This window comes from Streptomyces avermitilis MA-4680 = NBRC 14893, assembly GCF_000009765.2.
Taxonomy (GTDB): Bacteria; Actinomycetota; Actinomycetes; order Streptomycetales; family Streptomycetaceae; genus Streptomyces; species Streptomyces avermitilis.
In genome coordinates this window covers 6,286,830-6,308,342 of record NC_003155.5, presented here as the reverse complement: position 1 = coordinate 6,308,342, position 21,513 = coordinate 6,286,830, and the positions used below count along the sequence as shown (strand labels likewise).

The following is a 21,513-nucleotide window of genomic DNA, read 5'->3' as shown; positions in this document are numbered from 1 at the left end:
GGGAAATCTGTCGCAGCCTGTCGCGGGGGTGTACGAGGAGCTCATCACCCAGCGCATGCAGGTACAGATGAAGCAGCTGAGTGCGGCTGGTTGGAAGACCATCGACGCCGATGTCAGCGAGGAATCTTCTCCTCATGTGATCGCTCGACACCTAAGCCAGGCCATAGCGCAACGACTTGAGCAAGTGCCGCACGACCAACGGGTCGCCCTTGCCAACCAGATCATGGCGTCACTCGCTGCCGACACGGCCGCCCCTCCCTGGCCCAACACCAGCGACGCTGTCGAGCTCATCGCTGACGGACCTCGCCAGCTCCTGGCTGTGGCCGAGCAGGAAGCTCCTGGTGTCTACGCCGTACGACCACTGACACCGCTCTCCGAGACTGCCCTGATCACCAACTCGCCGGAGGATCCCAGTCTTGGAAGCGAGTTGCGCGCTGAACTGGCTACGGCCGACCGGATTGACCTGCTCTGCGCCTTCGTGAAGTGGTACGGCCTGCGCGTGCTGGAAGATTCGCTCCGCGCTGCCAAAGAACGTGGCGTGCCCATCCGTGTCATCACGACCACGTACATCGGCGCCACCGATCGGCATGCCCTTGACCGCCTGGTGCGTGACTTCGGTGCTGAGGTAAAGGTCAACTACGAAATCCGGTCCACGCGGCTGCATGCGAAGGCGTGGCTCTTCCGGCGGAACAGCGGCTTCGACACCGCGTATGTCGGCAGCTCCAACCTTTCCAAGGCCGCATTGCTCGATGGCCTGGAGTGGAACGTACGCCTGTCGTCGGTCGCCACTCCCGCCGTACTCAATAAGTTCGAGGCGACCTTCGATGCGTACTGGAATGACAGTGCGTTTGAGGCATACAACCCTGATGACGACGGTGAGCGGCTCGACCAAGCCCTGTCGCAGGCAGGGGGTACCAGCAGCACGGCGGACCTGAGGATCAACCTGTCCGGCCTTGAGGTACGCCCGTTTCCGCACCAGCGCGACATGCTCGAACGGTTGCGTGTCGAGCGTGAAATCCGCGGCCGGAACCACAACCTCTTGGTCGCGGCCACTGGCACCGGCAAGACGGTCATGGCGGCCCTGGACTATCGGGCCCTGTGCCAGAAACACGACGGCGGCGCCCCGCGGCTGCTCTTCGTGGCGCACCGCAAGGAGATCCTCAATCAGTCGTTGCGCATGTACCAAGAGGTGCTCGACGACGCGTCCTTCGGAGAGCTGCTCTACACAGGCGAGGATCCTCGTCGCTGGCAGCATGTGTTCGCCAGCGTCCAGTCGTTGAACGTCCAGCGGCTGGAGCAGCTCGCTCCCGATCACTTCGACATCATCGTCATCGACGAGTTCCACCACGCTACGGCGGCCACCTACCGGCGGGTCATCAAGCACTTCAAGCCGAAGCAACTGTTGGGCCTTACTGCCACCCCTGAGCGGATGGACGGCCTCAACGTGCAGGACGAGTTCTTTGAAGGGCGCATCGCAGCCGAACTGCGGCTGTGGGAAGCCCTAGAGAACGACCTGCTGTGCCCCTTCCACTACTTCGGCATCCCGGACGGAACTGACCTCACAAGCATTGGATGGAAGCAGGGCGCGTACGCCGATCGCGACCTTGGCAACCTCTATACGGGCAACCATGCGCGCGCTCGCATCGTGGTCAAGCAGATCCAGGACAAGGTCTCCAACCCGGGGGCGATGCGTGCCCTCGGCTTCTGCGTGAACAAGGCTCACGCGCACTTCATGGCTGACTTCTTCCGGGAGGCCGGCTTCCAGGCAGCGGCACTGGACAGCGACTCACCCGCCGGTGTGCGGGCGCAGGCTCTGTCCGACCTGCGCAACGGAAAGCTCCAAGTCATCTTCTCCGTCGACCTGTTCAACGAAGGTCTCGACATACCTGACGTCGACACCTTGCTGCTTCTGCGCCCCACAGGCAGCGCCACGGTCTTCCTACAGCAGCTGGGGCGGGGCCTCCGCCGCACCGAGTCGAAGCCTGTGCTCACCGTCCTCGACTTCATTGGCCAACACAGAGCGGAGTTCCGCTTCGAGGAGCAGTTCCGGGCCTTGACGAACCTCTCCCGCAATCGACTCGTCGACCACATCGAGCACGACTTTCCACAGCTCCCCTCCGGTTGCCAGATCATCTTGGAGGGCAAGTCCAAGGACCTCGTCCTCGACAACATCCGCACCCAGCTGGGCGCGACTGTCAAGACGCTGGTAAAGGAGGTGAAGGACTACGGCACGCCCCGTCTATCGGATTACCTTCGCGAGAGTCGCCGAGAGATCAAGGAGCTCTACAAGAGCGACAACTCCTGGACGACGATTCTCCGCAGGGCAGGCCTGATTGATGCAGCAGCACCGTCTGGCGAGACGGAGCTACTCAAGCGCGTCCACTCGTTTCTCCATGTCGATGACCCAGACCGCGCCCGCGCCTACCTTCGCCTACTCGCGGACGACGCTCCCCCGTACGAGTCGCTCACTCCGACCGAGCAGACGTACGCCGCCATGCTCTTCTTCAACCTCTGGGATAACGCCGGAGGCTTCACCAGCTTCCAGCAGGGTCTTGAATCGTTGCGCGCTCAGCGGGTGTTCCGCGACGAGCTCCGACAGGTGCTGTCGTACGTCATGGAGCAGTCCGACCACTTCCCGATCCCGCTGTCGGGTCCGCACAGCAGCGTCCCTCTGAAGGTCCACAGCTCTTACAACCGATCGGAGATCCTGGCCGCCCTTGGTGTTGCGCGTTTCGGCGGCCAGATGCCTCGGTCGTTTGCGCAAGGAGTCCAATGGGTCGAGGAGATTAAGACAGACGCCCTGTTGATCACCTCGGAGAAGAACGAGAAGGACTTCTCTCCCACCATTCGCTACAAGGATTACGCATTGAGCCCCACGCTCTTCCACTGGGAGTCGCAGAACGCGATCGCCGCGAACTCCCGCACGGGATTGCGCTACCAACAGCACGAGCAACAAGGCAGCCACGTCCTGTTGTTCATGCGCCGCTACAAGAGCACCGATATCGGTAAGTCTCAGCCATGGATGCTTCTAGGCCCGGCAACGTACGTGGAGCACACCGGCAGCAAGCCGATGGCCATCACCTGGCGTCTTCAGCATGAGCTCCCAGCCGACGTGTGGACGTACTCGGCCATTACTCCTGGATGAGCCTCACTCTGCGCCCCCGCCCGGCTCAGCCTCACAGTGCATCTGAGCACGGTCCAACGCCTCATCCACGTCACGGCCATGAGCTTGAAGCCAGCGGAGGACGTCGGCAATGACGTTGATCGCCGTCTCCTCCGCTACGGCCACACCCACCCCTAACGCGCTCGACCCCGTGATGCGCGGCAACTGCGCTGCCCGGTAGAGACCGAGCATCGCTCCTGCTCTTGCCACGCGAACACCCCCACTATGGCCATGCGGCGAGCTCAGGTTGGTGGACAGCTCGCACCAGGTGACCTTGCGGTCGGGTTGGAGTTGGACGCCCCAGCGGTCCGCGACAGCCTCAACGAGAGCCATGCCACGTCCGCCTTCAGAGTCGGCTTCGGCCTGGACGAGGGTCGGCAGGGCACGCGTGTCTGGGTCGTGGACTTCGATGCGCAGGTGGGTGCCGTTCATGGACACGGCGAGCGTTGCAGGGGTGCCGCGGCCGACGTGAGTGATGACGTTCGACACGAGTTCGCTCACGCAGAGTTGAGCCTCGTCGATGAGCTCATACAGGCCCCAGGCCCTCAGGTGTAGCCGCATGACGCGGCGCAGGCCGGCTACTTCCTCAGGTTCAGCCGTGAAGGCCAAGTCCCACGGCTTTCGTGACATACACGCTTCCTGGATCACGAAGACCCCTTCCTCGCATGTCGTCTCCCCTGACTCAGCCTGATCAGCGGAGCGTTACGCACACTCACAGCGAGTTGCGTCACTGGCAGGATGACGGGAACGCATCCCGCCATGCAATGTGCACGGCGGGATTCCCACTTCTGAGTGATTGGCAATCATCCCCCTTGGCGCGAGACTGAACACCCGTTACTCGAAAGAGGGTTGAGATGGCCGGTTCACCGACGGCACGACGTCGCCGTCTCTCGATCGAGCTGAAGAAGCTCCGCGAGAAGGGCGCGCTGACCTGCGCCCAGGTCGGCGAGGCGCTGGACTGGAGCGGCTCCAAGGTCAACCGGATGGAAACGGGCAGCGGCCGGGTCCAACCGTCCGACATCGACGCCTTGTGTCGGTTCTACGACACGAGTGACGAGCTGCGCGAATTCCTCATGTCGCTGGCCCGACAGGCCAAGACGCGCGGCTGGTGGCAGGTGCACGGTGCCGGTGTTCCGGAATGGTTCAACATCTACATCGGCCTGGAGCAGGACGCTTCCACGTTTCGCCAGTACCAGTGCGAGTTGCTGCCCGGCCTCATGCAGACTGCGGCCTACGCCGGTGAACTCCACAAGACCGGTGCGCACCTGTCCGCCGAGGTCATCGACCGGGCGGTACGGGTACGCATGGAGCGCCAGGCCATGCTGACGCGATCAGACGCCCCGGACGCCTGGTTCGTGGTGAACGAGGGCGCGCTGCGCAATGTCATCGGGGACAGCTCTCTCATGCGGGAACAGCTCGAACGCGTGCTGGATGCAGCTGATTTGCCGAGCGTGACCCTGCAAGTACTCCCCTTCGACTCGGGCACCTATCCGGCCACCGGCTCGTTCACCATGCTTGGCTTCCCTGATCAGGAAGACCCGGACATCGTGTACCGGGACGGCATCACCGATGCCGTCTATCTGGAAGGCGAGCACCATGTACGTGAGTACACCAGGGCCTTCGACGGTCTGCGGGCAGCGGCCCTGAGTCCTCAACGTTCCAGCCGGCTGATCAAATCTGTTCTGAAGGAATACGCCAGGTGAGCATTGCAGAGTCCAAGGTCGACGACAGCTCGATGTGGTTCACGTCGTCGTACAGCAACGGCGCCGGTGGTGAATGCGTCGAGTGTGCCAGTTCCGATGACAACGCCCTCATACGCGACTCAAAGCGCCTCGGAGGGCCGGTCGTCGGTGTTCCAGGACTGGCCTGGCACGCCTTTGTACGGGCGTTGAAGCGGGGGGAGCTGGGCTGAGTCAGAGGGGGTCCATGCCGGTGGCGTACCGCGTGACGGCTGGGCCCCTCGTCGACCGCTTGCCCCGCCGGGCTCGCCACACAAGCGCTGGCTGCCGATGTCAGTGGTCCTCCCTAAGGTGGCGTCGATCTCATGGATCTCAAACCGGGAGGGGCGGCGCGATGGGTGCCAGTGGTTGGGAGTACGTCACTGCGTACGAAGGCAGTGTCGAGGAGTCTCTGGAGGCTCTGCACGCGCAGGTCTTCGAGGAGCTGTACGGGGACGACGACGATTACCGGAGCCTTGCGGAGTTGTGGGAGGACGAGGAGTTCATGGGCGAGGAGGGGACCCACTCGATCCTCGACATCGACCGCGTCGTCCACACGACCGCCGCCCCCTCGGAGCACAGCGACAAGGACTACGGAACCCTGCGCCCGTTGGGGCGCGAACGTCTCGTGCATCACTTCGGGACCGACCGGCCGTCGCCCGCCCGGTTCCAGGAGCTGCTCGAACAGGCCGAGGCGGCTCTCACCGGTCCGTCCAGCTCTGAGGAGACGCTTCTCGACGAGTGCCGCATGCGGTGGACCGGCGTGTACGTCGTTCTGTACACCGATGAAAAGCCGACCCACTTGGGCATCTTCGGGTGCTCCGGCGACTGAGCGGTACCGGAGGACGAGTTCGCCTCGCGACGCGACTCACGACTACTGCAGTGCCTCTATCGCCTGCAAGATCAAGGCGCGTGCGTCTGCTCCGTAGACCGCCATGCCGCGCAGCCGCTCGAAGGCCTTCAAGTACAGCTCGACTTCGGATGGTTGGGTGATGTTGACCTGGGCGGAGAGGAGTTCCACGGATACGAGGCTGTCGTCGTACACGTGGAACAGTTCCTGTGGCCACAGGGCACGGGCCGGCGTGGCCCTGGGGATGATGCCGAGCGAGACCGCGGGGAGGGCTCCGGCGGTGAGCAGGTAGCCGAGCTGGGCCGCCATCGCGTCACCGTCGCCCAACTGGTAGTAGAGGACGGCTTCTTCGATCAGCATCACGAACCGACGGCCTGGTTCGTGGATGATCTGGGAGCGTTCGAGGCGGGCGGCTGCGGCCTGCTCGGCGTCGTTGGGGACGTCGAGCAGTTGGGCGTTGGTGCTGAGTACGGCTTGCGCGTATCCCTCGGTTTGCAGGAGGCCCGGGACCAGGGTGGGCGAGTAGACACGGAAGAGGTGGGTCGAGCGGTACAGCTTTACGTAGCTGTCCTGCAGTTGCCGCAGCCCCTGACGGACCTGCCGCTGCCACTCCATGTACATGGACTCCGCGTCCCGCGATGCGGCGATCAAGTCGTCCGCGCGGTTCTCGGCTCGGCAGGCGGAGCACCATCGGCGGATGTCCATCGGTGACGGAGGCGTCTTGGCGTTCTCGATGCGTGACGTCTTGGCGTGGTGCCAGCCGCACCGGCCGGCCAGCTCTACGACCGTGAGCCCCGCCTCCTTCCGCAGCTCGCGCAGTCGGCTCGCGACGTTCTTGCGAGCCTCTTGAGCCGATGACGAGGGGGAGATGGGCATGAACTGGCCTGTCCGGTGCTTCCTGTTAGTGGATCTCGTACTGATCGTGCGGGATGGCGCGCTCCCACACCGCCTCGAAGGCGTCCGCGCATTGTTTGACTATGCCTGGCTCGGTGCGCAGCTCGAGCGGCGGGTCCGCCCAGTCTCCGCTGCCGGTGAAGTGGTTGAACAGCACCTGCGCGCCGTCGAAGATCCATAGGTCACAGCCGGGAAGCATCAGGTCGCTGGCGTTTCGCCTCGACAGCCAGCGGACCTGCTCGCCTGCCTGAATGTTGACGGGGGTTCCGGCGTGCTCGTAACGGATGTAGTCCGTTACGGGTTCGGAGACGATACGCGCCCTGCGGACGGTGACTCCGCGGTCCCTTGCGCGGGAGATCAGGTCAACCCAGGGCGCCCAGTATGGGGAGCTGGGGTCGGAGTCTCGGTTGCCGCTGCGCTGCCACTCGTTGAAATCGGCGTCCTCATCGCCGACTCCATACGCGTCTCGCATTTCCAGGTGGACGGCTGAGTGCCGGGCCGCTTCGAGGAGATCGTCAAAGCGCAGCTCGTTCTGCGGCATCGCAGGCCTCCCTCAGCAGCGGCACCAGATGCACGGGAAGGCGGATCACTGTCTCGTGCTCGGGGATGCCCTTGTCGTGCCCCGGAGCGGTGTTCCCCACGCACTCGGTTCGTGTCCGGTCGTCGGCAATGTAGCTCTGCAGCACGATGTCGGCGTTCGCCAGGTCCACCCAGGCCGTGGGTGATCCGCTCTATCCTGTCTCGGGATCGATACCGATGAGCCGTAAGGCCATGACTGCCTCTCTTCTTCTGCATGTGCACTGATGTGCATCAAAGTCCTCCTCTTCGAGTGCGTCGTCAAGAGGCGTGAGGTGGCCTTCACTTGCTGGAGAGTGAATCCATGCACATTTATGCACACTGCTGGAGGCGGCTGACTCGGTGTCTCTAGCGTCGTGACCGGTGACAAGCACCGTGTCTCTCGGTCCCTGCGCAGGCCGCGTCATGGGTCGAGGGAGTAACTCCGTTGGAGGCAGGCGGGAATGGCGACACAGCAGGCAATGGACGCGTTCTGGGCGCCTTGCCGGATCAGCTCCATATGCCAGTGGAATCGGCCGTGAAACGTCTGTCCCTTCTGTCCCATTCCCTGTTTGCTGGCTGCGGGGGCCTCGGTCCCCGCGACCGGTACTACGCGGGACACGTAGGACACAGGGGGACGTATGAGAGACGTCGACCGGCTGCCGTCGCAACGGTGGGCCCTGGAGCAGGATCGGGAGCGGGTCGCCGGGGAGATGCGCCGGCTCAAGGAGGTGTCCGGCCTCAGTTTCAGCAAGCTCGCCGCGAGAACGCACTACAGCCGGTCGTCGTGGGAGCGGTTCCTCAACGGGAAGAAGCCGGTGCCCCGCGCGGCGGTGGAGCAGTTCGCCTCCGCGCTGGGGGACGAGGCGGGCAGCCTGTTGCTGAGCGGAGGCAGTGCCCCGGAGGCGGCCCCCGAGTCCGCGGTGGCCGGGCGCGGCCTCACCGCCGACAGCCCCGCCGACGAGGGCCCCGCCCACGACCGCGGACGCAACCGCGGCGGTGCGCGCGGTCGGCCGGTCACGCTCGGCGCCTTCGTCGCCGGGGTGGCCGTGGGCGCGCTGGCCGCGGCTGTCACCGGCCTCCTGTCGGAACGGGGTGCCGCGGCGCGCAGACCGTGCGACGGGTGTATCTGTCCCTCCGCCGTCCCCCGCTTCCCGATCTGGCAGTCGCGTACGTACCACGTCTGAGGCAGGAGGGGCGCGAGCGTCCCAGGACGTCTCATCCCACGCCCTTCCCCTGATGGGACATCCGCTTCTGGGCGAGTCTGCTGCCGAACGACCGCCATCGACCGCCACCGGCTGCCCATGGCTGCCGCCGGCTGCCCATGACTGCCACCGGCTGCCCATGGCTGCCATCCACTGTGGCGTCGTCGCAGAGCTTTCCCTACGTGGAAGGAACTCGTTATGCATCGGATTCTCGTGCGGAGCGGTATTGCCCTCGGAGGTGCGGCGCTGGCCGCTGTCGGGGCCCTCGCGACGGCCGGCCCCGCGAACGCGGCGTGGTCGGACTGTCCCGCCGGGTCGCTGTGCGCCTACCTCGGCACCAACGGCTCGGGGGACCCCGGAACCGTGTCCGGCGACAACAACAACCTCCTCCAGTACAACAAGTTCAACAACGCCGAGTCGCTCTACAACCACGGCAACAGCTGCAACGTGCGCATCTTCTCCGGCCTCAACAAGACCGGATCCAGCTACGTTCTCGACCGCGGCTACACGAATCCCACCCTGGCCGGGACGGTGTACTGGCACAACGTGGCCTCGAACGACTGGTGCGTGTGAGCACACTCCCCGCGCGGCGTGCCGCAGTGCCGACGGCGCTGGCAGTGCTGTTCGCCTCGGTCCTGGCCGGCTGCTCTCTCGACGGAGCGGCCGGTCACGGGCCGGCCGCGTCCGAGCCGCCCGATGTACGTCCGCTGTCCGGCGCCGCTTCCTTCAGCCACGCCCAAGCCGTACGCCTCCACGACCTGGAGGAACAGGCCATCGCACCGTGCATGGCGGCGCGCGGTCAGCGTTACACGCCGCAGCCCCGGGTCGCCTCCGCGCGGAGCGAGGAGACGAATCCGTACGGGCTGCTGGGGCCGCGCAAGGCGGCCGCCGACGGGTACGGCATCGTGGGCGAGTACCTGTACCTCCGGTCCTCCCCGCCTCCCTCCGGCGACGAGTCCCGCGCCCCCGCGTGGCGACGGGCGCTGACCGGCACCGCGAAGCACCGGGTGTCGGTCCGGCTGCCGGACGGCTCCCGCGTCGAGTACTTCGCGGACGGCTGCGTGGCCCGGGCGCGCGCCGAGGTGTACGGCGCGGACTGGGACCGGACCGAACCTGTGGTCGCGGCACTGTCGACCCGGGTTCTGGCCGCCGTCGAGAAGGACCCCGACTACCGTGCGGCGATCCGGCGTTGGTCCGCCTGCATGGCGGAGACGGGACACCCCGCCGACGATCCGCAGGCATCGCGGGCCCGGCTGAACGGTCGTCTGGCGAAGGCCGCTGCCGACCCGACGTCGCTGCGGGCACTCGGCCGCGAGGAGATCCGTACGGCGACGGCGGACGCCCGGTGCCAGGCGCGGGCGGAGCTCGCGAAGACCATCGGCAGGGTGCAGCGGTCGGTGGAGAAGCGCGTGCTCAGCGCGGCCGAGAGGGGTGTCGTCGCACGCCATGTCGCCGCGAAACGCGACGTGCTCAAGGCCTCGATGACATCGGGGGCGTCCAGGTCAGGCCGATGACGCACCTCCGTACACAGAGGTGAGTCATCGCGATGACAACCTCCGGCTCAAGCGTCGCGCCGGGGGTCGCGCCGGAAGGTCAGAACCGGCGCGTTAGCCTCGGTTCGTCCCGAACAACACCGGCACAGGCGCGGCGACGCGGCAGCAGGAGGCAGTGATGGCGAAGGTTCCTACGGCAGTGGTCGCCGCGAGCGGGCTCGTCGGCGGGTACGGGGTGGCCCGTTGGACCAAGAAGCGGCAGCTGGGCGGAGTCGTCCTGGCCACCGCCGGGGCCGCGGCCGCGCAGCAGTGGCGGCGGCAGGCCGGCGGGAAGGCCGCCGGGGCGCTCACCGCCGCGTATGTCGCCGCCTTCGCCGGGTCCCACCCGCTCGCCAAGAAGGTGGGCGCGTGGCCCGCCGTGTTCGGGGTGGCCGGAGCCGTGGCGCTGGCCTCCTGGGCCGTCGCGGACCGGCGCGCCTGACCTCCTGCCCCCTCCTGGCCTCCGGTGCGGAACGCCCCTCGGGTCCGGCCAGGGTGTCCCGAGGTCGGCGACAGGGCTACGTCGAGGAGCTGCCGGACGACGAGTGGGCGCCGGGGGCCGCGAGCGCGCCCCGCGGTCCGGGCCGGCCGTCGTCGGCTCCCCGGAAGGCCTTGCGGTACGCGTACGGACTCGTCCCCACCACCCGCCGGAACCGTTCCCGGAACGCCGTCGGTGAGCCGAACCCCGCCTGCGACGCGATCCGTTCGACCGGGTACGTCGTCGCCTCCAGCAGATACTGCGCCCGCCGCACCCGCGCCAGGTGCAGCCACTGCAACGGAGTCGTGCCGGTCTGCTCGCGGAAGCGGCGGTTGAGCGTACGGGTGCTCATGCCGGCGTGGGCGGCGATGTCGTCCAGGGTCAGATCACGGCCCGCGTTCTCCTCCAGCCAGCCGAGGAGCGGCTCCATGGTCGTGCCGGCCGGTACCGGCGGCTGGTCGTGGACGATGAACTGGGCCTGTCCGCCCTCCCGTTCGAGCGGCATGACGGACATCCGGGCGGCATGCGCGGCGACGGCGGAACCGTGATCCATGCGGATCATGTGCAGACACATGTCGAGGGCCGCGGCCGCGCCCGCCGAGGTGAGGAACTGGCCGTTGTCGACGTAGAGGACGTTCGGGTCGACGGTCACGGCGGGGTACCTGGCCGCCAGGTCCTGGGCCGCGACCCAGTGGGTGGTCGCGCGCAGCCCGTCCAACAGGCCGGTGGCGGCGAAGACGAAGGCGCCGACGCAGACCGAGGCGATACGCGTGCCGTTCGCGGCCGCCGCGCACAGCGCCTCCGCCACGCCCGGCGGGAGCGGGACGGTCGGGTCGGCGACGCCCGGCAGGATGATCGTGTCCGCTTCGGCCAGCGCCTCCAGACCGTACGGGGCACGCAGCGCGAACAGGCCCGCGCTCACCTCGTCGTCCGCCGAAGCCGAGCAGACCCGGATCCGGTACGCCGCCCGGCCGTCCGGCAGCCGGGCCCAGCCGAAGGTGTCGATCGGGGCGGAGAGGTCGAACGGGATGACCTGGTCGAGCGCCAGTACGGCCACGGTGTGCATGGCTGAAGCGTAGGCGCACAACGGATTACGGTCAGCCGGGTCAGGCCCTCGAAAAGCCACCTGCCGGCACCCGCAAGCCGCCTGCCCGCGCCCGCGCGCCCCCACCGGGAGCCCCGGGAGCCCCGGAAAAACAGAAATCCCGGACATCCCGGCAAACCGCGTGCAGCATCCTGTCGGGAAAAGCCTGGCGCGCCCGGCATGGCGGGAATCCGTTGACTACTGGCAGAACCGCCACTTCTGCAAGATCCTCCCCGCCCCTACCGTCACCCCGTGACCAAGTTCCTCCTCGCCGTCCACGTCATCGCCGCGATCGTCGCCATCGGGCCCGTCACGGTCGCCGCGAGCATGTTCCCGCCGACCGCGCGCAAGGCCCTCGCCGCGCCGGACGACGCGCAAGCTCTCGCGACCACCCGGCTGCTGCACAGCATCTGCCGCGTGTACGCCACCGTCGGCGTCGTCGTCCCCGTCTTCGGATTCGCCACGGCGAGCAGCATGGGTGTGCTCGGGGACGCCTGGCTGATCGTCTCGATCGCGCTGACCGCGCTCGCGGCCGTGGTCCTCGGCGCGCTGGTGCTGCCCCGGCAGAGCGCGATCATGGAGGGCGCGGGAGACCGCGCGGCGACGGTTCAGCTGGCCATGTTCACCGGAATCTTCAACCTTCTGTGGGCCACCGTCACCATCCTGATGATCATTCGACCGGGGTCCACCACGGGCGCATAGGATCCCGCCCATGTACGCACAGCAAGAGCAGTCGACGCCGGGGGCCTACCTGACGTTCGTGGAGCGCCAGTTGTCGGCCGACGGATGTACCACCCGGTGGGAGGACTGGGCCGGGGTGCCCGTCCTGGTGGGGCGGCGGGCCGACTTCCGGCTGAGCTGGATGGCGACGAGGCTGCACCTGTTCACCGTCGCCGCGGCGGTCCCGGAGGTGACCGTTCCCGTCATCTCCACCTTCACCGACCAGGTGATGAAGTACGCCAAGGACACCAAGGGCGGTCTCCCCGTCGGCCTGCAGAACGGGGTCGGCGCCTTCCCCGTGCTGGTCAGCGACCGGATCGACCCGGCCGCCGTCCAGTGGGCGGAGGAGCAGCAGCGCCTCAAGTTCGCCTGCATGACACGGCCCGTCGTGGTCGACAGCGCGCGCCGGTACGTGGCGATGTACCGCGGCAAGCCGGCCCTCGGACGCGTCTACGCCTCGCACTTCATCGAGAAGGGGTCGCAGTACTTCTACGGCCAGTAGGCGCCGGTGGAGCGGTGCCTCTCGGCCCGTGGCCCGGTACATCTCGGCCAGTAACCCGGTACTTCTACGGCCCGTAGCCCGCCGTCACCGGCGGTGAGCGAGGCTCAGCTCCTCGTCCACCAAGTCTGCCCTGAACTCCCGCGCCACCGCCGCCGCGACCAGCACTCCGACCCCGATCAGCAGCGTGAAGAACCCCCAGACCAGCGGCCACACACCCGCGAACCCGTCCGGCGGCCCCGGGTGCGTGCGCAGGGAGACGTACAGCAGTGCCGCCGGCGGTACGGCCACCAGCAGCACCGGCCAGCCCAGCGAGTCCCGGTGGCCGAAGTAGGCCGCCAGGGCCAGCAGGATCACGGCGAGCGCGACGACGCCCACACCCGTCACCGGGGTCGTCTCCTCGACGGCCCCCGGTGACGGGGCCCGGTTGTTCAGGTCCCATGGCAGGCAGAGAAGATACGCCGCCGAGGCGAGGGCGGCGCCGAGCACGCGGGTCAGCCAGCGCTCGGGCCAGGGGCGCGTGTGCAGAGGGCTCAACAGCTTCTCGGTCATACGTACGAGGGTCACGGTGCGGGCGCCGGGCCGACAGAGTACGCGTACTCACCTCACGTACTCAGAACCTCAGGCCCTCAGGCCCTCAGGCCCTCAGGTCCCCGACGCCGACGCGGGCGCGGGCGCCGTCGTCTGCGCCACCGACAGCGGCTCCGCGATGTCCTCCAGCGAGCGCCGTTCCGCGTTCACCGCGAGGAACGCGGCGACCAGGCCCGCCGCACACATCAGCCCCGCACCGATCTGGAAGGCGAGCACCGTGTCGCCGACCACGCCGGACTCCGTGAGGTCCGCGAAGACCAGCGGGCCGCTGATGCCGCCGGCGGCCGTGCCGAGCGCGTAGAAGAAGGCGATGGCCATCGCGCGGGTCTCCATCGGGAAGACCTCGGAGACCGTCAGATAGGCGCTGGAGGCGCCCGCCGAGGCGAAGAACAGCACGGCGCACCAGCAGGCCGTCAGCGTCATCGCGCTCAGCGAGCCCCGGTCGAAGAGCCAGGCCGTGCCGAACAGGAGGAGACCGGAGAGCAGGTACGTCGACGCGATCATGATCCGGCGGCCGACCGTGTCGAAGAGCTTGCCGAGCAGCAGCGGGCCGATGAAGTTGCCGGCCGCGATGACGGCGAAGTAGTAGCCGGTGCCGCCGGTCGGCACGTCGTAGAACGTGGTGAGGATGGCGCCGAAGCCGAAGGTGATCGCGTTGTAGAGGAACGCCTGTCCGATGAAGAGGGCGAGGCCGAGCACCGCACGCTTCGGATAGCGCCCGAAGACCGTCTTCGCGATGAGGCCGAAGCCGATGCTCTTGCGCTGCTCGATGGTGATCTCGCTCTCCGCGCGGGGCAGCGGCTCCCCCTTCTCCTGCTCGATCTCCCGCTCCACGGAGGACACCAGCGCCTCGGCGTCCTCGCCGCGGCCGTGGATGAACTGCCACCGCGGGCTCTCCGGCACATGCCGCCTGACCAGCAGGATCACCAGCCCGAGGACGACGCCGAGGGCGAAGGTGAGCCGCCAGCCGAGGTCCTTGGGGAAGATCGACGTGTCCAGCATCACGATGGACAACAGCGCTCCGCCGATCGCGCCCAGCCAGTAGCTGCCATTGATGATCAGGTCGACGCGGCCGCGGTACTTGGCGGGGATGAGTTCGTCGATCGCCGAGTTGATGGCCGCGTACTCGCCGCCGATGCCGAAGCCGGTCAGAAACCGGAAGGTGAAGAACCACCAGGAATTGAAGGACAGCGCGGTCAGCGCGGTCGCCGAGAGGTAGACCACGAGAGTGACCATGAAGAGCTTCTTGCGGCCGAAGCGGTCGGTCAGCCAGCCGAAGAACAGGGCGCCCGCGCAGGCGCCCGCCACATAGAGCGCCGCAGCGACACCGGTGACCTGGGCCGAGGTGATGGACAGGCCGCTGCCGTCCTCGGACAACCTGCCCGCGATGTTGCCGACCGTGGTGACCTCCAGGCCGTCCAGGATCCATACGGTTCCCAGGCCGATGACGATCATCCAGTGCCAGCGGGACCACGGCAGCCGGTCCAAGCGGGCCGGTACGTCCGTCGTGACGGTTCCGGTGGCGGCCGGACCATGGGCCTGTGGCGCTGAAGCCGACATGGCTCTCTCCCTCGAGTGACCACTCCTGTGTGACGCACTCCCGGATGCCCTCGACGGCGTATTTCACGCCCCCAGAAGGCGCGACACCGTATAGATCAGCAGTCCCGCGAGCGATCCCACCACCGTGCCGTTGATCCGGATGAACTGCAGGTCACGGCCGATGTGCGCCTCGATCTTCTTCGTCGTGTGCTCGGCGTCCCAGCTCGCGACCGTGTCCGTGATCAGGGAGGTGATCTCGTCCCGGTACGTCGTCACCACGTACACCGCCGCGCCCTCCAGCCAGCCGTCCACCTTGGTCTGGTACTTCGACTCCGTGGCCAACCGGGCACCCAGCTTCAGCAGCGAGGCCCGCACGCGCAGCCGCAGCTCGCTGCGCTCGTCCTCGGCGGCCGACACGATCATGGAGCGTACGGCCGTCCAGGCGGACGCGATCAGGTCCTGGACCTCGCCGCGGCCGAGCACCTCGCCCTTGAGGCGCTCCACGCGGACGCGGGTGTCCGTGTCGGACTGGAGGTCGGAGGCGAAGTCGGTGAGGAAACGGTCGAGGGTGCCACGGGCCGGGTGCGCGGGGGCGTCGCGCATCTCCGTGACGAAGCGGAGCAGCTCCTTGTAGACGCGCTCGCCGACCTTCTTGTCGACGAACCGCGGGGTCCAGCCGGGGGCGCCGCCCTGCACCGCGTCCATGACCTGCTCGTCGTGCAGGACGAGCCAGTCGTGCGCGCGGGCGCAGACCAGGTCGACGACCCGCCGGTGGCCGCCGTCCGCGACGATCCGCTCCAGCATCTTCCCTATGCCGGGCGCCACCTCCTGGGCGTCGGCGCGCCGTGTGATGGCCTCGCCGACCACCGCCTGCACATCGGAGTCACGCAGGACCGTGAGGGCGCCCCTGAGCGCGGTGGCCAGCTCGGCGGTGACACGGTCGGCGTGCTCGGGTTCCGCGAGCCAGGCGCCGAGGCGGCTGCCGATGCCGACGGCGCGCAGCCGGCTCCGCACCACGTCGGAGGAGAGAAAGTTCTCACCGACGAACTCGCCCAGGGAGACGCCGAGCTGGTCCTTCTTGGTGGGGATGATCGCGGTGTGCGGGATGGGCAGGCCGAGGGGGTGCCTGAAGAGGGCCGTGACCGCGAACCAGTCGGCCAGCGCGCCGACCATGCCCGCCTCGGCCGCGGCCGCGACATAGCCCGCCCAGGGGCCGGCGCCCTGGTGGGACGCCCACTTGGCGACGACGTACACGAGCGCGACGAAGAGCAGCATCGCGGTCGCCGTGGCCTTCATCCGGCGCACGCCCCTGCGCTTCTCCTCGTCGGCGGGGCTGAAGGAGGTCATCGCGCGGTTCGTGGCGGCGCCGGGCCGGGCATGCTGCCCTGCGGCGCCCAGTTCTTCCGTGTTCGTACGTTCCATCCGCTCCACCCGTTCGGTGACCTTGTACACATTGTCCCTTCCTGACCGACTCCTGGAACGGAACAGGAGTTCCCCGCGTCTGTTCGGGCGGGGGAATCAGCGGGGGTCCGTTCCGGTTCCTCCTACCCCATGACGCATCATGGGGTCATCACATCGGAGCCTCGGGCTCCCATTGCCCGAGGAGACACGCACCGCATGACCAAGCGTCACGGTTATGCCTTGCTGGCCGCGATATGCACACTCATCGTGGCCATCTCAGCCGCCATATACATAGGCGCCGGGGCGGACGACGGCCAGGACCAGAGCGCCCTCGCCGACGACCGCCCCCCACGCAACTCCGCCGCCCCGGCCTCCACCGGCACCTGGGTCGGCGCCTGGTCGGCCTCCCCCGCGGGGGCCGAGCCGGGCACCGAGACGGACGGCCTGGCGGGCCGGTCCGTGCGCAACGTCGTCCACGCCGGCATCGGCGGTACGGGTGCCCGCGTCACGCTTTCCAATCTCTTCGGCCAGCAGCCGCTGACCATCACCCACGCCACGATCGCGGTCGCCGCCACGGCGAACAGCGCGGCCGCCAGCACCGGCACCATGCGCCGGCTCACCTTCGACGGCGCCACCTCGGTGATCGTGCCCGCGGGTCAGCAGGTGCTCAGCGACGCCGTGCGCGTCACGATCCCGCACGACAGCGACGTCCTGGTGACCACCTACTCCCCGACCCCGTCGGGCCCGGTCACCTACCACCCGCAGGCGCGGCAGATCTCGTACGCGGCCCAGGGCGACCGCGTGGAGGACGTCACCGCGACGGCGTACACCGAGCAGACGACGTACTGGCGTTACCTCACCGCGCTGGACGTGCTGAGCAACGAGTCGAGCGGCACCCTCGTGGCGATCGGCGACTCCCTCACCGACGGCGTGACCTCGACCGTGGGCACCAACAGCCGCTGGACGGACATCCTTTCGGACCGGCTGCGGGCCTCCGCCGGCACCGGCGACGTGCCCCGCTACAGCGTCGTCAACCAGGGCATCAGCGGCAACCAGGTGCTGGCCGCGGGCCTCGGCCGCCCCGCCGAGAACCCGAGCGGGCTGTCCCGCTTCGGACGTGACGTGCTCGACCGTACGAACGTCAAGGCGGTCGTCATCGACCTCGGCGTCAACGACATCCTGCGGAACCCGGGCCGGGCCGACCCCGACCGGATCGTGGCCGGGCTGCGCACCCTGGTCCGGCAGGCGCACGCGCGCGGACTGCGGGTCGTCGGCGCGACGCTGATGCCGTTCCAGGGCCACCGCGGCTACACCCCTTACCGCGAGACGGTGCGCCAGGCCATCAACGCGCAGATCCGCGCGGGCCAGGTGTACGACGCCGTCGTCGACTTCGACAAGGCGCTGCGCGACCCGTACAACCCGCGCAAGCTGCGCTCCGACTACGACTCGGGCGACCATCTCCACCCGAGCGACAAGGGCTACCGCACGATGGCGGACGCGATCGACCTGGCGGACCTGACGGGCGCGGTCCCGGCCGAGCTGTAGAAACTGCTCGGCCGGTCATGCCGGGGAAGGGCCCGCGGAGTCAGTCCCGGTGGCGGCGGCGGTCCCGGTCCTCCCGGCGGGCCTCCCGGCGCTCCCGGTGCAGTTCGTGGCGCTGCGCGTGCCGCTCCCGGCGCTCCTCGTGGCGCTCGCGCACCAGGTCGCGGTGCTCCTCCAGCGCCTCGCGGGCGGTGTCGTACACGTCGTCCAGCTCATCGAGGGTGTCGCGGACGTCACGGCCGTCGCTCCCGGACCCCTGAAGCTCCTTGCGGGCGGCCCTGCGCTCCAGCTTCTCCTGCCGGCGCTGTTCCTTCAGCCGCAGCCGCTCGGCCCGGGTCAGCTTGCGCTCCACGCCGACGCCGCCCCAGAAGGCGAACCCGGTGACGATCACGCGGGGGGCGCCGGGCTCGCCCGGGACGCCCTCCTCACGGTGGTCGAAGCCGCCCATGACGCCGATGCCGCGGACGACGACCTCGACGCCCGGCGGTACGACGACGTTCATCCCGCCCATGATCGCCACGCAGTTGACGACGACCTCGCGGTCCGCGAAGTACGCCTCGCGCAGATCGATCTCACCGCCGCCCCAGAAGGCGAAGGAGTTGAACCGCTTGGGCACCGTCCAGCGCCCCTTGCGCTGGAACCCCGCCATGATCGCCACGGCCCAGCTGGACGAGCCGTCGCCCCCGACGATCCGCTCGGCCCAACTCCCGCTCGGCGCGGGCTGCTTGACCATCGAGACCGGGGGTGCGCCGACACCGGCGGCCGGCAGGTCACGGGTGATCGGCGTCAGCTCCCCGTAGGTGCGCGCCTTGTAGGTCGCCTCCAGCCGCTCCTCGAACTCCTCCATGTCGAGACGGCCCTCCGCGACGGCGTCCCGCAGCTGTTCGGCGACTCGTTCACGATCGGCGTCGGAGGCACGCAGCTCCGAGGGTTCCTCGTCGGTCATGGACAGCAGCCTACGAGTTCCCCGCCCGCCGGGCTACGAGACCACGTGCTCCGCCTGCTCCGGCGGGGGTTGGGGAGTGTCGCCCATGGACTGAAGCATCTTCGCGATCACGGCCTCGATGTCCGGCTCCCGCACCGACAGGTCCACCAGCGGATACGCCGCCGCGATCCTGGCCACCAGCGGGGCCGCCGACTCCGAGGCGGGGAAGGCCAGCCACTGCCGGGGCCCCTCGACCTTCACCACGCGCGCGGGCGCCGCCTCGATCGGCGGCAGCTCACGCGCCAGGTCGACCACGAGCGTGCGCTCGCTGTCGCCCACCTCGTGCAGCCCGGCCAGGGGACCGTCGTACATGAGCCGCCCGTGGTCGATGACCATCACGCGTCCGCACAACTGCTCGATGTCCTGGAGGTCGTGCGTGGTGAGCAGCACCGTCGTGCCCCGCTCGGCGTTCAGCTCCCGCAGGAACTCCCGGACCCTGGCCTTGCTGATGACGTCGAGGCCGATCGTCGGCTCGTCCAGGTACAGCACCTCGGGATCGTGCAGCAGGGCCGCCGCGATGTCGCCGCGCATCCGCTGGCCGAGGGAGAGCTGACGGACCGGAACGTCCAACAGATCGCCCAGTTCGAGGAGTTCGACACAGCGGTCGAGGTTCTCGCGATAACGCCCGTCCGGGATGCGGTACATGCGGTGCATCAGCCGGTACGAGTCGATCAGCGGCAGGTCCCACCACAGCGTCGTACGCTGCCCGAACACGACCCCGATACGGGCCGCGAGCCGGGTCCGCTCGCGGGACGGGTCGATGCCGGCGACCCGCAGCCGGCCGCCGCTCGGCGTCAGGATCCCGGTCAGCATCTTGATGGTGGTCGACTTGCCGGCGCCGTTCGGGCCGATGTAGCCGACCATCTCGCCGCGCGCCACGGTGAAGGAGAGGGAGTCCACCGCCCGCACCCGCCGCCGCTCGCTGCGCAGGAAGCCGGTCTTGCGGCGCACGTCGAAGACCTTCTCGACGCGGTCGAGCGTGATGAAGTCACCGTCTGGCATCCCTAACTCCCTGTACTCCGGTACGAACGCAGTCCCGCACGCCAGGCGAGCCCCGCCAGCGCGCAGCAGGCCGCCGCGACCAGGGGCGGGGTGAAGGCCACCCACGTCGGCAGGTCGAGCGGATACGGCCGCCCCAGCACATACAGCGCGGGCAGCCAGTTGACGAAGGCGATCGGCACGACGAAGGTCACTCCGCGCACCAGGTCGGCGGCGAAGACGGTCGGCGGGTACTGGAGCAGCGTCTGGCCGCCGTACGTGAAGGAGTTCTGCACCTCGGAGGCGTCCTGCGCGACGAACTGGAAGGCGCCGCCCGCCACGAACACCGCCGCGAAGATCGCACCGCCGCTGAGCATCATGAACGGGACCATCAGCACCTTCAGCGGGGTCCAGGCGATGTCGAGTGCGGCGACGGCGTACCCGAAGACCAGCAGCCCCTGGGTGATCCGGCCGAGGCGGCGCAGCGCGAAGCGGTCGGCGGCGACCTGCGCGAGCACCGGCGCCGGGCGCACCAGGAGGGTGTCGAGCGTGCCGTCGCGCACCCGCCGCCCCAGCCGGTCCATCGAGCCGATCGCGAGGTCGGCGAGTCCGAAGGCGATGCCCGCGACGCCATACAGGAAGGCGATCTCGGGCAGGGTGTAGCCGCCGAGCGCGTCGACCTGCGAGAACATCAGCAGGATGGCCACGAAGTCGAGGGCGGTCGCCCCGAAGTTGCCGAAGGTGGTCATCACGAAGGAGGCGCGGTAGGCCATCGTGGAGCGGATCCACATGCCGGCGATCATGCGGTAGGCGCGCAGACCGTCCGCCAGCCGCGCCCCGACCCGTCCCTGCCCCGCCGCGCGGCTCCTGGACCCAGCCACCTTGGGCCCAGCCTCCTTGGACCCAGCCACCCTGGACCTAGCCACCCTGGACCACCACCCGCCGGGTCGCCACCGACTGGAGCAGGCGCCCGGCCGCGAGGAGCGCCACCGCCCAGGCGCCCTGGAAGGCGTACGTGGCCGGCAGTCCGGCGCGGCCCATCAGGGCGTCCGCGGGGGCCTGGAGCAGCGAGGCCCAGGGCAGCGCGCGGACCACCTCGCCGAGCGCGCCGGGGAAGGCGTTGAGCGGCAGCACCATCCCCGAGCAGAACATCCCCGTGATCCAGGCCATGTTGGTGACACCCGCCCCGTCCAGCAGCCAGAACGCGGTCAGGGCGACCAGGTAGCGGATCGCGAAGCTGACGAGCATCGCGAGGAAGACCGCGACCAGGGCCGCCGCCCAGCGCAACGGGTCGGCGGGCAGGGCCAGTTCGAAGAAGAACGCGCCCAGCACCATCGGGATCACCCCCCGCCCCAGAAGCTGGAACAGCGCCCGCCCCAGATCCCCCGCCAGCCACCACAGTTGAAGGTCGGCGGGCCGGTAGAGGTCGATCGCGATGTCACCCGTACGAATGCGCTCCATCAGCTCGTCCTCGAAGCCACCGCCCCCGATGGCCAGCGTCATCAGGAGCGCCTGGCCGATCCACACGTACGTGAGCGCCTGCGCCTGGTCGTACCCTCCCAGATGGGGTCGCTCGTCCCACAGGGCGATGTAGGTGTATGCCAAGATCAATCCGAAGACTGTGTTGGTGAACACCCCGGCCGCGGTGGCCGTCCGGTAGGTCGCGTACCGCCTGAAACCACCGGCGGCCACGGCGGCGTACAACCGCCCTGTCCCCACGAGGAACCCCTTCCGCAGCGTGCCGGGCCAAAGCGCAGGAGCCTAGTGCGCGGGCGAAGT

General features: G+C 68.5%; 23 protein-coding genes. 11 read left to right on the top strand and 12 right to left on the bottom strand.

Annotated elements, in window-relative coordinates:
• Positions 1-55 precede the first annotated feature (55 nt).
• Positions 56-3,145, top strand: a complete 3,090-nt coding sequence (locus SAVERM_RS26845; RefSeq protein WP_042494520.1) for a DEAD/DEAH box helicase — start codon at positions 56-58, stop codon at positions 3,143-3,145.
• A 3-nt stretch (positions 3,146-3,148) separates the two neighbouring features.
• Here the strand turns inward: SAVERM_RS26845 and SAVERM_RS26840 are convergent, their stop codons facing one another.
• The gene (locus SAVERM_RS26840) at positions 3,149-3,811 is read right to left on the bottom strand and encodes an ATP-binding protein (RefSeq protein WP_010986605.1); all 663 of its coding nucleotides are present in this window, start codon (positions 3,809-3,811) and stop codon (positions 3,149-3,151) included.
• 206 nt (positions 3,812-4,017) lie between these two features.
• Between SAVERM_RS26840 and SAVERM_RS26835 the strand changes: the two genes are divergently transcribed.
• From SAVERM_RS26835 to SAVERM_RS26825, 3 genes are all read left to right on the top strand, one after another.
• Complete coding sequence (locus SAVERM_RS26835; protein WP_010986604.1) at positions 4,018-4,866, top strand: helix-turn-helix domain-containing protein; 849 nt, start codon at positions 4,018-4,020, stop codon at positions 4,864-4,866.
• Positions 4,863-5,075: a DUF397 domain-containing protein gene (locus SAVERM_RS26830; protein ID WP_010986603.1), complete on the top strand. Its 213-nt coding sequence runs from the start codon at positions 4,863-4,865 to the stop codon at positions 5,073-5,075. The genes SAVERM_RS26835 and SAVERM_RS26830 overlap by 4 nt, the downstream gene beginning before the upstream one ends.
• Positions 5,076-5,236: 161 nt before the next feature.
• Positions 5,237-5,713: a hypothetical protein gene (locus SAVERM_RS26825; protein ID WP_010986602.1), complete on the top strand. Its 477-nt coding sequence runs from the start codon at positions 5,237-5,239 to the stop codon at positions 5,711-5,713.
• Positions 5,714-5,755: 42 nt separating this feature from the next.
• Here SAVERM_RS26825 and SAVERM_RS26820 read toward each other — a convergent pair whose 3' ends face one another.
• From SAVERM_RS26820 to SAVERM_RS26810, 3 genes are read right to left on the bottom strand one after another with little or no spacing between them, the layout of a single operon-like run.
• Entirely contained in the window at positions 5,756-6,607 is an 852-nt protein-coding gene (locus SAVERM_RS26820) for a helix-turn-helix domain-containing protein (protein WP_010986601.1), read from the bottom strand.
• Positions 6,608-6,632: 25 nt separating this feature from the next.
• A complete protein-coding gene (locus SAVERM_RS26815; protein ID WP_010986600.1) occupies positions 6,633-7,166 on the bottom strand; it encodes a DUF6879 family protein in 534 nt (177 codons plus the stop codon).
• Complete coding sequence (locus SAVERM_RS26810) at positions 7,141-7,335, bottom strand: hypothetical protein (protein WP_010986599.1); 195 nt, start codon at positions 7,333-7,335, stop codon at positions 7,141-7,143. The genes SAVERM_RS26815 and SAVERM_RS26810 overlap by 26 nt, the downstream gene beginning before the upstream one ends.
• Before the next feature lie 486 nt (positions 7,336-7,821).
• Between SAVERM_RS26810 and SAVERM_RS26805 the strand changes: the two genes are divergently transcribed.
• The 4 genes from SAVERM_RS26805 to SAVERM_RS26790 all read left to right on the top strand — a co-directional run bounded on the left by SAVERM_RS26805 (position 7,822) and on the right by SAVERM_RS26790 (position 10,359).
• On the top strand, positions 7,822-8,367 hold the full coding sequence (locus SAVERM_RS26805; protein WP_048894321.1) for a helix-turn-helix domain-containing protein: 546 nt from the start codon (positions 7,822-7,824) through the stop codon (positions 8,365-8,367).
• Between the two features lie 216 nt (positions 8,368-8,583).
• Positions 8,584-8,958 (top strand): peptidase inhibitor family I36 protein, encoded by a 375-nt coding sequence (locus SAVERM_RS26800; protein ID WP_010986597.1) that lies wholly within the window; start codon positions 8,584-8,586, stop codon positions 8,956-8,958.
• Positions 8,955-9,899: a hypothetical protein gene (locus tag SAVERM_RS26795; protein ID WP_037649872.1), complete on the top strand. Its 945-nt coding sequence runs from the start codon at positions 8,955-8,957 to the stop codon at positions 9,897-9,899. Before SAVERM_RS26800 ends, SAVERM_RS26795 begins: the two co-directional genes overlap by 4 nt.
• 157 nt (positions 9,900-10,056) lie before the next feature.
• Positions 10,057-10,359 carry a hypothetical protein gene (locus SAVERM_RS26790; RefSeq protein ID WP_037649873.1) on the top strand — a complete coding sequence of 101 codons (303 nt, stop codon included), beginning with the start codon at positions 10,057-10,059 and terminating at the stop codon, positions 10,357-10,359.
• Between the two features lie 76 nt (positions 10,360-10,435).
• On the opposite strand, the gene SAVERM_RS26785 is transcribed toward SAVERM_RS26790, so the two are convergent.
• Positions 10,436-11,461, bottom strand: a complete 1,026-nt coding sequence (locus SAVERM_RS26785) for a GlxA family transcriptional regulator (protein ID WP_010986594.1) — start codon at positions 11,459-11,461, stop codon at positions 10,436-10,438.
• A gap of 270 nt (positions 11,462-11,731) precedes the next feature.
• Here SAVERM_RS26785 and SAVERM_RS26780 point away from each other — a divergent pair, with 270 nt between their 5' ends.
• Together SAVERM_RS26780 and SAVERM_RS26775 are read left to right on the top strand one after the other, a co-directional pair.
• A complete protein-coding gene (locus tag SAVERM_RS26780; protein WP_010986593.1) occupies positions 11,732-12,181 on the top strand; it encodes a membrane protein in 450 nt (149 codons plus the stop codon).
• A gap of 10 nt (positions 12,182-12,191) precedes the next feature.
• The gene (locus SAVERM_RS26775; RefSeq protein ID WP_010986592.1) at positions 12,192-12,701 is read left to right on the top strand and encodes a hypothetical protein; all 510 of its coding nucleotides are present in this window, start codon (positions 12,192-12,194) and stop codon (positions 12,699-12,701) included.
• Positions 12,702-12,785: 84 nt separating this feature from the next.
• On the opposite strand, the gene SAVERM_RS26770 is transcribed toward SAVERM_RS26775, so the two are convergent.
• The 3 genes from SAVERM_RS26770 to SAVERM_RS26760 all read right to left on the bottom strand — a co-directional run bounded on the left by SAVERM_RS26770 (position 12,786) and on the right by SAVERM_RS26760 (position 16,280).
• Entirely contained in the window at positions 12,786-13,250 is a 465-nt protein-coding gene (locus SAVERM_RS26770; RefSeq protein WP_037649874.1) for a hypothetical protein, read from the bottom strand.
• 93 nt (positions 13,251-13,343) lie between these two features.
• Positions 13,344-14,849: an MFS transporter gene (locus tag SAVERM_RS26765; RefSeq protein ID WP_010986590.1), complete on the bottom strand. Its 1,506-nt coding sequence runs from the start codon at positions 14,847-14,849 to the stop codon at positions 13,344-13,346.
• Between the two features lie 63 nt (positions 14,850-14,912).
• Positions 14,913-16,280, bottom strand: a complete 1,368-nt coding sequence (locus SAVERM_RS26760; RefSeq protein ID WP_010986589.1) for a DUF445 domain-containing protein — start codon at positions 16,278-16,280, stop codon at positions 14,913-14,915.
• 165 nt (positions 16,281-16,445) lie between these two features.
• Here SAVERM_RS26760 and SAVERM_RS26755 point away from each other — a divergent pair, with 165 nt between their 5' ends.
• Positions 16,446-17,774 (top strand): SGNH/GDSL hydrolase family protein, encoded by a 1,329-nt coding sequence (locus SAVERM_RS26755; protein ID WP_037649877.1) that lies wholly within the window; start codon positions 16,446-16,448, stop codon positions 17,772-17,774.
• 40 nt (positions 17,775-17,814) lie between these two features.
• Here the strand turns inward: SAVERM_RS26755 and SAVERM_RS26750 are convergent, their stop codons facing one another.
• The 4 genes from SAVERM_RS26750 to SAVERM_RS26735 are packed head-to-tail and all read right to left on the bottom strand — an operon-like array spanning position 17,815 to position 21,453.
• Positions 17,815-18,717, bottom strand: coding sequence for a DUF1707 SHOCT-like domain-containing protein (locus SAVERM_RS26750; protein WP_010986587.1), 903 nt, complete (start codon positions 18,715-18,717; stop codon positions 17,815-17,817).
• A 33-nt stretch (positions 18,718-18,750) separates the two neighbouring features.
• On the bottom strand, positions 18,751-19,758 hold the full coding sequence (locus SAVERM_RS26745) for an ABC transporter ATP-binding protein (protein ID WP_010986586.1): 1,008 nt from the start codon (positions 19,756-19,758) through the stop codon (positions 18,751-18,753).
• Positions 19,759-19,760: 2 nt separating this feature from the next.
• Positions 19,761-20,615: an ABC transporter permease gene (locus tag SAVERM_RS26740; RefSeq protein ID WP_042493616.1), complete on the bottom strand. Its 855-nt coding sequence runs from the start codon at positions 20,613-20,615 to the stop codon at positions 19,761-19,763.
• Between the two features lie 37 nt (positions 20,616-20,652).
• The gene (locus SAVERM_RS26735; RefSeq protein ID WP_010986584.1) at positions 20,653-21,453 is read right to left on the bottom strand and encodes an ABC transporter permease; all 801 of its coding nucleotides are present in this window, start codon (positions 21,451-21,453) and stop codon (positions 20,653-20,655) included.
• Between the last annotated feature and the right edge of the window lie 60 nt (positions 21,454-21,513).